Annotated in this window: 12 protein-coding genes; 4 read left to right on the top strand and 8 right to left on the bottom strand. The window is 69.3% G+C overall.

Annotated elements, in window-relative coordinates; all coding sequences use genetic code 11:
* Positions 1-76: 76 nt before the first annotated feature.
* Positions 77-781 (bottom strand): SDR family NAD(P)-dependent oxidoreductase, encoded by a 705-nt coding sequence (locus CFP71_RS05935; protein ID WP_093932816.1) that lies wholly within the window; start codon positions 779-781, stop codon positions 77-79.
* A gap of 94 nt (positions 782-875) precedes the next feature.
* Between CFP71_RS05935 and CFP71_RS05930 the strand changes: the two genes are divergently transcribed.
* Both CFP71_RS05930 and CFP71_RS05925 read left to right on the top strand, forming a co-directional pair.
* Positions 876-1,493 carry a TetR/AcrR family transcriptional regulator gene (locus CFP71_RS05930; protein ID WP_093932815.1) on the top strand — a complete coding sequence of 206 codons (618 nt, stop codon included), beginning with the start codon at positions 876-878 and terminating at the stop codon, positions 1,491-1,493.
* 57 nt (positions 1,494-1,550) lie between these two features.
* Positions 1,551-2,132: a hypothetical protein gene (locus CFP71_RS05925; RefSeq protein WP_167406012.1), complete on the top strand. Its 582-nt coding sequence runs from the start codon at positions 1,551-1,553 to the stop codon at positions 2,130-2,132.
* A 273-nt stretch (positions 2,133-2,405) separates the two neighbouring features.
* Here CFP71_RS05925 and CFP71_RS05920 read toward each other — a convergent pair whose 3' ends face one another.
* The 6 genes from CFP71_RS05920 to CFP71_RS05895 are packed head-to-tail and all read right to left on the bottom strand — an operon-like array spanning position 2,406 to position 8,228.
* Positions 2,406-3,596 (bottom strand): ATP-grasp domain-containing protein, encoded by a 1,191-nt coding sequence (locus CFP71_RS05920; RefSeq protein WP_093932814.1) that lies wholly within the window; start codon positions 3,594-3,596, stop codon positions 2,406-2,408.
* Positions 3,593-4,648, bottom strand: a complete 1,056-nt coding sequence (locus CFP71_RS05915; RefSeq protein WP_093932813.1) for a cysteine synthase family protein — start codon at positions 4,646-4,648, stop codon at positions 3,593-3,595. Before CFP71_RS05915 ends, CFP71_RS05920 begins: the two co-directional genes overlap by 4 nt.
* Entirely contained in the window at positions 4,645-5,628 is a 984-nt protein-coding gene (locus tag CFP71_RS05910) for an ABC transporter substrate-binding protein (RefSeq protein WP_093932812.1), read from the bottom strand. The genes CFP71_RS05915 and CFP71_RS05910 overlap by 4 nt, the downstream gene beginning before the upstream one ends.
* On the bottom strand, positions 5,625-6,413 hold the full coding sequence (locus tag CFP71_RS05905) for an ABC transporter ATP-binding protein (protein WP_093932811.1): 789 nt from the start codon (positions 6,411-6,413) through the stop codon (positions 5,625-5,627). The genes CFP71_RS05910 and CFP71_RS05905 overlap by 4 nt, the downstream gene beginning before the upstream one ends.
* Entirely contained in the window at positions 6,413-7,507 is a 1,095-nt protein-coding gene (locus tag CFP71_RS05900) for a FecCD family ABC transporter permease (RefSeq protein ID WP_093932810.1), read from the bottom strand. The genes CFP71_RS05905 and CFP71_RS05900 overlap by 1 nt, the downstream gene beginning before the upstream one ends.
* Entirely contained in the window at positions 7,488-8,228 is a 741-nt protein-coding gene (locus CFP71_RS05895) for a class I SAM-dependent methyltransferase (protein ID WP_093932822.1), read from the bottom strand. Before CFP71_RS05895 ends, CFP71_RS05900 begins: the two co-directional genes overlap by 20 nt.
* A 250-nt stretch (positions 8,229-8,478) precedes the next feature.
* On the opposite strand from CFP71_RS05895, the gene CFP71_RS05890 reads away from it, so the two are divergent.
* A complete protein-coding gene (locus CFP71_RS05890; protein ID WP_244199568.1) occupies positions 8,479-8,874 on the top strand; it encodes a YciI family protein in 396 nt (131 codons plus the stop codon).
* Positions 8,875-10,107 carry an RNA polymerase sigma factor gene (locus CFP71_RS05885; protein ID WP_093932808.1) on the top strand — a complete coding sequence of 411 codons (1,233 nt, stop codon included), beginning with the start codon at positions 8,875-8,877 and terminating at the stop codon, positions 10,105-10,107.
* Positions 10,108-10,168: 61 nt separating this feature from the next.
* Here CFP71_RS05885 and CFP71_RS05880 read toward each other — a convergent pair whose 3' ends face one another.
* Positions 10,169-10,984, bottom strand: a complete 816-nt coding sequence (locus tag CFP71_RS05880) for a CARDB domain-containing protein (RefSeq protein ID WP_093932807.1) — start codon at positions 10,982-10,984, stop codon at positions 10,169-10,171.
* Positions 10,985-11,109 lie beyond the last annotated feature (125 nt).

Here is an 11,109-nt window from a genome sequence, read left to right as displayed (position 1 = left end):
GGTGGTCGTGAGTGTTTTGTGTCGTTAGAACGACCCAAAACACTCACGACCCCCTCGACCCCGGCGGCTCCCCGCGCTACTTCCCGAACGACCCGACCAGCGCCTCGGGAGACTCCCGCGTCGCGTAGAGCCTCCAGAAGGCGTCGGCGAAGACATCCGGGTGGATCACCTCGGGCTCGAAGTCCAGCGGGCTCGAGGTGAGCAGCTGATGCGGGACGCTGCCCTCGATCAGCGCGCCGACGTTGACGGCCCCGGCGTAGACGCCCTTCTCGGCGAGCACGGCGTTGAGGTTGTGGAAGTAGTTCCGCAGCGCGGCCTGCGCCATGCCCACGTTGCCGAGGAACGGCGCCGGGTGCAGGCCGGATTGGCCCGCGGTGAACAGGATCGCGCCGTCGCCGCGCTCGGTCATGCCCGGCAGGACGGCCCGGACCAGTGCCACCGCGGACACCAGGAACCGGTCCAGCACGAGCCGCAGGTTCTCCGGATCGACGTCGAGCACCGGCACGATCCCCTCGCCCATGGTCCCGCCGCCGGGGTTGAACGCGACCGCGTCGATCCTGCCGATGGCGGTGACGGCGGCCGCGATCCGGGCCGGTTCGTAGACGTCGGCGACGAACCCGCTCGCCTCGATGCCGTCGCCGTCCAGCTCGGCGACGAGCGCGTCCAGGTTTCCGGTGGTGCGCGCGACGAGGGCGATACGGAACCCCTCGCGGCCGAAGCGACGGGCGAGCGACAGCCCCAGCACCGGTCCGGCGCCGAAGATCGCGAGTGTTCTGGTCATGGGTCCTCCCAGGGAAATTAAGTTGAGGATGCCCTCAACTTCTCTGAAGGTACACACAACTTGAGGACACCTTCAACTTGACTACGATGCGGTCATGGCCAAACCCCTGCGGAAGGACGCCCAGCGCAACCGCGACCTGCTGATCGAGGCCGCGAGGGGGCTCTACGCCGTGCGCGGGCTCGACGTCGCGCTCGAAGAGATCGCCAAGACCGCCGGAGTCAGCATCGGCACGCTGTACAACCACTTCCCCCAGCGCGCGGATCTGGTGAACGCCGTGTTCGCCGACCGGACCGAGACCGTCGTGAAGCTGGCCGAACACGCGTTGTCCCTCGAAGACGCCTGGGCCGGGTTGACGTCGTTCGTCGAGCGGGTCTGCGAACTCCAGGCCGCCGATCGCGGCTACAACGAACTGGCCTCGACGCGGCCGCCGCAGGCCGAGGACCTCGAACGCGGATACGAACTCATGACCCGGGTCGTCGAACGCGCCAAGGAAAGCGGAGCCCTGCGCGAAGACTTCACCCTTGAGGACATGGCCTTCGTGACCTGGGGAATCGCGCGCACCGTGGAGGCGACCGCGGCCGTCCGGCCGGAGGTCTGGCGCCGCCATCTCGCCCTGCTTTTCGACGGGATGCGCGCGCCCGCCGCGAAGCCGCTGCCGGAACCGCCGCTGCTGCCCGGTGAACTGGCCCGGATCATGGGCGACTGCGGCTGAAACCGGCAGGCAACCCACGACCCCTCCGGAGCGTGTTCACCCCGGAGGGAAGGTCCTATGAAGACGAAACTTCTGTTCGTTGCCCTGATGGGGGCCCTTTTCGTGACGGCGGGTTGTTCGGGTGAGACGCCTCCCCCGGCGCAGCCCGCGACGGTCACCGTTACCACACCGCCCAAGCTGTCCACCGACCCGGACGCCAAGACGGTGGCCTGGCTGGACGGGATGTGCGGCGCGATCTTCGGATACGTGAAGGCCAGCAACGAGCACGCGAGCAAACAGGGTTCCGGCGTCGAGGTCACGCGACCTTGGCTGAGTGAAGACCTCGGCGTCCGCGCCGATCTGGCGGGCAAGGTCGTCGACGAGCTGAACGCGCTGCCCGCGTCCCCGATTCCCGGCGGAGACAACGCGCGGAAGTCCCTTGTGGACAGTTATACGGCGGCGAGGGACGCGGCGGCGGAAGGAAAACGGAAGCTGGACGCGTCCAAGAGCCAGGCCGCGCTGGACGCCGGGCTCAAGGCACTGGACGCGGCGCAGAAGCCGCTCACGGAGACCACCGATCCGTTCGCGTCGGTCAAGATGGACACGCCGGAGATGCTTTCCGCCATGGCCGCGGCGAAGAAGTGCGTGCCCGCTTCCTGACGCGCGTCCGCCGGCCCGGGGTGTCGGGTGGGCAGGCGTCGAATTGAGACGACGACTCACCCGGGCACGTGTTGCGAAAGCCACTTTCACAACCCTCAACGTTGCGAAAGTGGCTTTCGCGACGTCGGGTGGGCAGGCGTCGAGTTGAGACGGCGACTCACCCGGGCACGTGTTGCGAAAGCCACTTTCACAACCCTCAACGTTGCGAAAGTGGCTTTCACAACGTCCGCGACGAGGCCAGGGCCTGGTCCGATGGCCTGCGCGGAGAGGTGCTCAAGAACCGATCACCGGGGTGACCCCGCCGGCCGCGGCGAGCGCGCGATGCAGTGCGAGTTCCGCCGTCGGCCCTTCGGCCAGCACGATCCCGGTGCAGGACCGCTGATCCGTCAGGTGCCGGATCTCGTCACCGGGGCTCGCCGTCGGATACCACTCCGGCGCACCGGGCAGACCGGCCAGCCTGTCGAGCCCGGACCAGCCTTCGAGCACGCCTTCCGCGGCCGGGTACGCCAGGACGAACCCGATCCCCGGCCCCCCGCCGAGCTCCTGGGTGAGCAAGGCGGGCTCCTCGCCCAGCGCCATCGAGATCATCGCGGAATAGACGTTGGTGCCGAGCGACCGGCACAGCGCCTCGCCGAGCATCGCGCCGCCGATCCGGATGTTGATCTCGACGACCTCGGCCCCGTCCGCGGTGAGCACGAACTCGGTGTGCGCGAAGCCCTGCTCGTGCCCGGCGGCCTTGAGCACCTGGCCGATCCACTCGGCCAGCCCGGCGAGCTCGGCCTCGGGGAAGGCCACCGGGAACGCGGCGGCTTCCTCGCGCCGCACGGGTTCGGGCGACAACTGACGGGAGAGGACCCCGAGCAGCCGGGTCCTTCCCTGCCAGGTGACGGTTTCCGCGCTGTAGAGCGGTCCGGCGAAGTACGGTTCGGCGATCAGATGCCCTTTGAGCGGCGTGTTCTTCGCCTCCCGCCGGGCCCGTTCGAGTTCGGCCGCGTCGCGGACGAGCCACACGCCGCGTGACGACGTTCCCGAAGAATCCTTGACCACCAAGGGGAATCCGAGTTCTTCGGCGACCATGGCCGGCACCGGCCTGCCGCGGGTCAGCCCGTGTTCGTACAGCAGGTCGCGCACCGCGCCCTTGTCCCGCAGCACGCGGACGGCGGCCGCGTCCGGGCCGGGCAGGCCGAGCCGGGCGGTGAGTTCCGCGCCCGGCAGCGCCCAGGTGTCGGTCGAGTTGATGATCCCGGCGAGATCCGGGATGGCGCGCAGCGCGGCTTCGCAGGCCGCGATGTCGGTGGTGTCGATGTCGACGACCTCGACCCTGTCCGGTGCGAGGATGCCGAGCTCGTAGCGGTAGATGTCACGGTTTCCGGTGAACAGCACCAGTTTCCGCCCGGCTTCCGCCGCGGCGTCGGCCAGCCTGCCGAGGCCGAAGGTGAGTGCTTCCAACAGGACGACGGTCACGACACGCGCTCCTTCCGGTACAACGGCTGTGCGGGGATCCCGAACCGGCGGCGCCGCCAGTCCATCGCCGCCCACGGCAGGGCGAGATCGTCCAGTGAAGTGATCTCGCGCGGCGAGAGTCCCGCCGGATCGACGGCCTCACGATGCCGGGCGAAGACCCTTGCCGTGTAACGGTGTCCGGTGTCGGCGCCGATCACGACGTGCGTCCGCTCCGGGTTCCGCGCCGCCTCCCAGCCCGCGACGAGGTACGCGGCACCGGTGGAAAGCCCGGCGAAGACGGCGTGGTCACGCATCAGGCCGATGGTCGCGGCCATGGCGTGCACGAAGTCCAGCCAGTGGATCCGGTCGTACAGTTCGTGATCGACGTTGCCGAACGGGATGGCGGAGCCGATCCCGGCGATGATCGCGTCCGGATCGGTGAACCGCTCGCTGCCGAAGGTGACGCTCCCGAACGGCTGGACCCCGGCCAGGCGGACGTCCGGATCGCGTTCACGCAGCGACCGCGCGATCCCGCCGGTCGACGCGCCGGTGCCAACACTGCCGACGACGGTCAGCGGCCCTGGAGGCAGCGCGCGGGCGACGAGGTCGGCGACTTCGCCGTATCCCAGGTAGTGCACGGGATCGTGGTACTGCCGCATCCAGTGCATGTCCGGATGCCGGTCCAGGAGTTCGTGCACCCGCGCGACCCGGCGCCGCTGGTCGAGGCGGAGGTCTTCGGACGGCGGCATCTGGTCGACCGTCGCGCCCAGGATCTCCAGCTGCGAACGCATGGTGAGGTCGACGGTGGTGGACGCGACGATGTGGCAACGCAGACCATAGCGGTGGCAAGCCATCGCCAGCGCGAGCGCGTAGATCCCGCTGGAGCTGTCGATCAACGTCTGTCCTTTGCGGACGGTTCCGTCGGCGAGCAGCGACCGGACGGCGCCGAGCGCCGCGTAGACCTTCAGGGTTTCGAAGCGGACCAGCACGATGTTCGGCGCCAACCGGATCAACGCCGGGGTCTTGATCGCGTCGGTGACATGTTCGTGGACCGGTACGGACATCGCGGTCACCGGCCGATCGAACGCAGGTAAGCGGCCAGGGATTCGGCGCCCGCCGCGTTGCGCGGGCCGCTCACGAGGTCACCGTAGGAGACGACGTGGAACCGGTTGTCGCGCACGGCGGGCGTGTTTTTCAGCTGTGGCGCGGATTTGATGAACGCGATCTTGTCCTGCGCGGGCTGATCGGCGTAATCCACCACCACGATCACCTCGGGTTCGGCCTTCACCACCGCTTCCCAGCCGACGCTGCCCCAGCCGTCCTGGAGGTCGCGGAAGACGTTCGTCCCGCCCGCGGCGTCGATGATGTCGTTGGGAGCGGCGTGTTTCCCGGCCGTGAAGGGCTGGTCGGTGCCGGAGTCGTAGACGAACACCTTGGCGGGCGGCGTTTTCGGCGCGCCCGCGCGGACCTTGTCGAAGCGTCCCTTGAGTTCCGCGACCAGCTCGTCGGCCCGCTGGCGGACGCCGAAGATGTCGCCGAGGTTGCGCAGGTCGGTGTAGAGCGCCTCCAACGGCGTCACCTCCGACTTCGCGGCCGGATACTCCCAGCAGGTCTCGGTGTGCAGATAACTGCGGATGCCGACCTGGTCCAGCAGCTTCGGCGTGATCCCGCGTTCCTCGCTGAACCCGGAGTTCCAGCCCGCGATCACCCAGTCGGCCTTGGCGTTGACCAGGATCTCGCGGGTGACCCGCGAGGTCCCGAGCCGTTCGACCTTGGCGTAGTCGTCCTTCCACGGCGAACCCGCGATCGACGGATCGCCGAGCGAGTTCATCACGTAGCCGCGCATCCGGCCCGCCAGCCCGAGCGCGAACATCTTCTCGGCGCCGGAGACGTCGTAGGCCACCGGACGCTGCGGCACTGGGAAGGTGACCTGCGCGCCGCAGTTGGTCACCGTGGCCTGCCCCGGCGCGGCCGGTCCGGCCTCGACCTGGGCACCGCAGGCGCTCAGGAGCAGTGCCGCGGTCAAAAGCGCGGTCACCCTGGACGGCTTCATCGTGAGATCCCCTCGGTTTCGTCGGCGGGAAGGTCGTAAAGCAGCTGGAGTGCGCCGGTCACGGGATGGGTCACCGGGGTGACCTCGACGCCGAACACGGCGCGGACCGTTTCCGGCGTGAGCACTTCGGCCGGGGTGCCGCAGGCGGCGAGCGATCCGCCGCGCAGCAACGCGATCCGGTGGCAGACGGCGGCGGCGAGATTGAGGTCGTGCAGCGCGACGAGCACGGTGAGCCCGCAGTCCCGCAGGAACTTCAGCAGTTCCACTTGATGGCGGACGTCCAGGTGGTTGGTCGGCTCGTCGAGGACCAGCACCTCGGGTTCCTGCACGAGCGCCCTCGCCACCAGGACCCGCTGCCGCTCGCCACCCGAAAGCGTCAGCACACTGCGCTGGGCGAGATGGGTGATGTCCAGCCGCCGCAAGGATTCCCGGCACAGCTCGCGTTCGCGGGCCGAAAGCCGGAGGTTCCCGCGCTGATGCGGCGACCGGCCGAGCGCGACGACCTCCTCGACGGTGAAGTCCAGATCCGCCCGGCTGTCCTGGGTGAGCGCGGCGATCCGGCGCGCGGTGTCGCGCAGGCCCTGCTCGGCGAGGTCGGTGCCGTCGAGCAGGACAGCGCCGGCGGTCGGGGTCAACGCCCGGTAGACACAGCGCAACGCCGTCGACTTGCCGCTGCCGTTGGGTCCGAGGAGACCGACGACCTCGCCGGCGCCGACGTCCAGTCGCAGCTCGCGGATCAGCGTCGATCCGGCCATCTCGACCGAAAGCTCGTTCAGTGAGAGCATCAGCGACCTCCGAACGCGTAGCCGCGGCGCCGCATCACGACGAGGAACACCGGGACACCGATCAGCGCGGTGATCACCCCGAGCGGCAGTTCCTCGGGCGCGACCAGGGTGCGGGCGAGCAGATCGACCCACACCAGGAAGACCGCGCCCACCAGCGGCGCGAGGGCTAGCACCCGGCGATGCCCGGAACCGGCGACCATCCGCACCACATGCGGCAGGACCAGCCCGACGAACCCGATCGAGCCGCTGACCGCGACCAGCAGACCGGTGACGACAGCGGTGAGCAGGAACAACCAGCGGCGTAACGCGGCCGCGTCGATGCCGAGGCTCATCGCGGTCTCGTCGCCCATGGACAGGACGTCGAGCGCGGTCCCGTAGCGCAGCAGGACCACGACCGCGACGGCCACGCCGAACGCGGCCAGCGGCAAGGACGCCCAGGTCGCCGCCCCGAGGCTGCCGAGCAGCCAGAAGAGCACGGTCTGCGCGGCCTGTCCGTTCGGCGAGAGGTAGACGAGCACGCTCATCACGGCCTGGAAGGCGTACGTGAGCGCGACCCCGGTGAGCACGAGACGCAACGGCGTCAGGCCGAATCTGCTGCGGGCGGCGAGGTAGACCAGCGCCGTCGCACCCAGCGCGCCGAGGAAGGCGGCGGTCGACAGCGCCAGCACGCCAAGCCCGGCGAACAGGCCGAACACCACGACGGCGGCGGCGCCGACCGAGGCGCCCGAGGAGATCCCGAGCACGAACGGATCGGCGAGCGCGTTGCGCACCAGGGCCTGCACCGCCACCCCGACCACCGCGAGCCCCGCGCCGACCACGGCCGCCAGCAGCACCCGCGGCGTGCGGACCTGCCAGACGATCGAGTACCCGGTGACCTCGTCGCCGGTGATGACCCCGCCGGTGATCGCCTTTCCCAGGTAGCGCAGGACATCCGGGAGAGCGACGGTCGACGGGCCGAGCGCGATGCCCGCGATCAGCGAGAGGACGAGCGCCGCCGACAGCAGGAGCACCGGACCGGTGAGCCGAAGCGGACGGGCGGTGCCTTCGTCCGGCTCCGCGAACAGGCGGAGCGGTTCAGCCGGCACGTTCACCACGCACGATCAAGCGACGCGCGTGGTTGTCATAAGGCGAGCCGTCGAAGTCGCCGAAGCATTCGACGCCGGTGAAGCCCGCCGTCTCGAACAGCGCTTTCAGTTCGGCGGCGCTGTACAAGAACGACAGGATCGACGCCTGCTTGGCGGCGCCGTCGCGCACCAGGGTCCACTCGGTCCTGAGCCTGGTCCAGTCGTCGAGGATCGTGTCCCGCATGAACACCGTCCCGCCGTCGACGTCGACCGCCTTCGGCCGTCCGACCCAGCCCGCCAGGACCTCCTTGCCGAGTACGTCGATCAGCAGCCTGCCGCCGGGCGCGAGGCTGGCGTAGGCGTTTCGCAGCACGGTGAGGTTGTCGCCGGGCTCGGTGAAGTAGCCGAACGACGTGTACATGTTGATGATCAGGTCGTACGCGCCGGGCTCGACGTATTCGAGCATGTCGGCCTGGATCAGCTTCACGGCGGCTCCCGCGCTTTCGCAGGCCTCGCGCGCGCGTTCGAGCATGGCCGGGCTGAGGTCGACGCCGGTCACGTCGGCGCCCCTCTTCGCCAGCGGCACGACGTGGATCGCCGGACCACAAGCCAGGTCCAGCACCTTCGCGCCGTCGGCGACCGCGAGCAGCGGTGACGTGGCCGTCAGGCGTTCGGCCTCTTCGGCCCGGCTGGGCGGGAACATCACCTCCGCGAAGCCGACCCACAGGTCGTCGTCCTCGTACCAGTGCATCTCACTCCGCTCGCCGGGCCGCACGATTCAGCCCCACAAGTCGTCGGAGGATCGTCTTCGGTTCCCGGCGTTCCCGCCTTTCTCGTGGAGTGATCACCGGCTACCGTCGGAAATCGGCTCGGATTCGCCCGCCGTCGGTGACCGGGAGAGAATTCCCGGCGAACGATGTCCGGTCCTGTCCGGCGGCTCCGACGTCTCCGGCAGAGGGCACCGGGGCGGTGCCCGCCGAGAGGAGACAACCGTGAAGTACATGATCATGATGATGGGGTCGCAGAAGGATCTCGAAACCATCGGCGGCAGCTGGAGCGCCGAAGACGTCACGGCCCTGCACGAGTTCATGGGCAAGTGGAACAACGAGCTGGTCGAGACCGGTGAGTTCGTCGACGCGCAGGGTCTCTCCCAGCCGGCGCACGCGCGCCGCATCTCCCTGCGTGACGGCGCCCCCGTGGTGACCGATGGGCCGTATGCCGAGACGCAGGAGGTCCTGGTCGGCTACACGACCGTCGACTGCGCGAGCTACGACCGCGCGACCGAGATCGCGGCCAAGCTCGCGAACACCCCGTATCCGGCGGGCCACGACCTCGGACGCGATTGGTACGTCGACATCCGGCCGTGCGCCGACAGCTTCGAAGAACTGGAGCTCTAGATGCCGGACAGCGGCGTCGAGGATCTGCTGCGCGAACTGTCGCCGCAGGTCCTCGGCGCCGTCGTCCGCCGGTACGGTCACTTCGACCTGGCGGAGGACGCGACGCAGGAGGCGCTTCTCGCGGCCACGACGCAGTGGCCCGCCGAGGGGCGCCCGGACAATCCGCGCGCGTGGCTGATCACGGTCGCTTCGCGGCGGCTGACCGATCTGCTTCGCGCGGAGCAGGCGCGGCGGCGTCGAGAGGACGCCGTCGTCCAGTGGACGCTGCCGGAGGAACACCTCGCGCCGGCGGCGGACCGGCGGGCCGCCGACTCCGACGACACGCTCATCCTGCTGTTCCTGTGCTGCCACCCGTCTCTGTCGCCCGCGTCGCAGATCGCGCTGACACTGCGGACCGTCGGCGGCCTCAGTACGGCGGAGATCGCGCGCGCGTTCCTGGTCCCCGAGGCGACGATGACGCGGCGGATCAGCCGGGCGAAGACGGGCATCAAGACCAGCGGCGTCCCGTTCGGCATGCCGCCGGAAGCCGACCGCGTGGCCAGGCTCGACGCGGTGCTCCACGTGCTGTACCTGATCTTCAACGAGGGATACACGAGCACGTCCGGTCCGGATCTGGTGCGGACCGAGCTTTCCGCCGAAGCGATCCGGCTGGCCAGGATCGTCCATCGGCTGCTGCCCGGCGACAGCGAGGTCACCGGGCTGCTCGCGCTGATGCTGCTCATCGACGCCCGCCGTCCGGCGAGGACGGGGCCGGACGGCGGGCCGATCCCGATGTCCGAACAGGACCGGAACCGCTGGAACGGCGAGTACGTCGCCGAGGGCATCGCGCTGCTGTCCGAAGCGCTGCCGCACGGGCCGACGGGGCAGTTCCAGATCCAGGCGGCGATCGCCGCGCTACACGACGAGGCACCGAGCGCCGAAGAGACCGACTGGCCGCAGATCGAGGCGCTGTACGAACTTCTGCTGCGTCTTTCGGACAACCCCGTGGTGGCGCTCAACCACGCCGTGGCCGTCGGGATGGCGCGTGGACCGCGAGAAGGCCTGGCAGCCTTGGAAAAGCTCGGCGACCGGCTCTCCGGGGACCACCGGCTCCCCGCCGCTCGCGCGCATCTGCTCGAAATGGCCGGGGAGACCGCGGGGGCGATCGAGTCCTATGTGGAGGCCGCCCGGCGAGCGACAAGCCTTCCGCACCAACGCTATCTGCACTCGCGCGCCGCCCGACTGCGCTCGTGAGCGGTAGTGAGCGGCGTTTCGGGTTCCAGCCCGAAACGCCACTCACGACACCCGCGCCGTGCTAGCAGCTGATCAGCAGGCTGGTGATGGCCGTGCAGGTCGACGTCGACGTGTTGTTGGCCGCGTTCGGGTCGGCGACGGAACTCTGCGTGATCTTCGCGGTCGTCTTGACCGGACCGAGGCTCAGCAGTCCGGCGGCCGCCGAGAACTTGGCCGTGACACTGGCCCCGGACGCGAGCGACGGGAAGTCGCAGTTGACGACCTTCGTACCGCCCGGGTTCGAGCAGGTGGAGGACCCGCTGTAGCCCAGTCCGTTGGCGAGGGTCGACGCCACCCGGATCCCGGACGCCGCGGCGGGGCCCGAGTTCGTGACCTTGACCGTGTATTCGATCGACGACGTCAGGATGCCGCGCGGAGCCGCTGTCAGCGTGACGCCGAGATCGGCGGCGCTCTGCGTGCCGGTGACGGTCAGCACCGGGCCGTCGAGGATCTCGAAGCTGTAGTTGTCACCGACGAACTGGTGCTGCAAGGTGACGCTGCCCAGCGGGGCGTCGTCCTTGACCCGGAAGGTGAACACCACGGTCTTGCTCTGGCCGGGTGTCACGGAACCGACGCCGCCGCGGATGCTGCCGCCGAGCATGTCGCAGGCGAACGCGCCGGGGCAGGACACCAGGTCGACGATCGCCGGCAACGAGGATTCCTTGCCGTACAGCGTCGCCTTGCCGCCTTCGATGGTGGACGTCGCGTCGGCGTTGTAGACGGTCTGCGAGACGGTGAAGGTCTGTCCACGTTGGACAGTTGTCGGAGATACCTCCACCGCGCTGGTCGGCGGGGCCGCGACGGCGGAGGCCGGCGCGACGAGCATGATCGTGGCCACAGCGGCCACCAGAGACAAAAGTGAGGCTCTTCGAAGCTTCATCGGTTCTCTATTCCGGTCGGGGGCATCGTGCCGATCGGTTCGGACAACGATCAGTCGCGCCGGAACGGACATTCGTTACCAGT

The organism is Amycolatopsis thailandensis (genome assembly GCF_002234405.1).
GTDB lineage: Bacteria > Actinomycetota > Actinomycetes > Mycobacteriales > Pseudonocardiaceae > Amycolatopsis > Amycolatopsis thailandensis.
The sequence above is the reverse complement of the archived record's forward strand: the minus strand, read 5'-3'. Positions and strand labels throughout refer to the sequence as shown.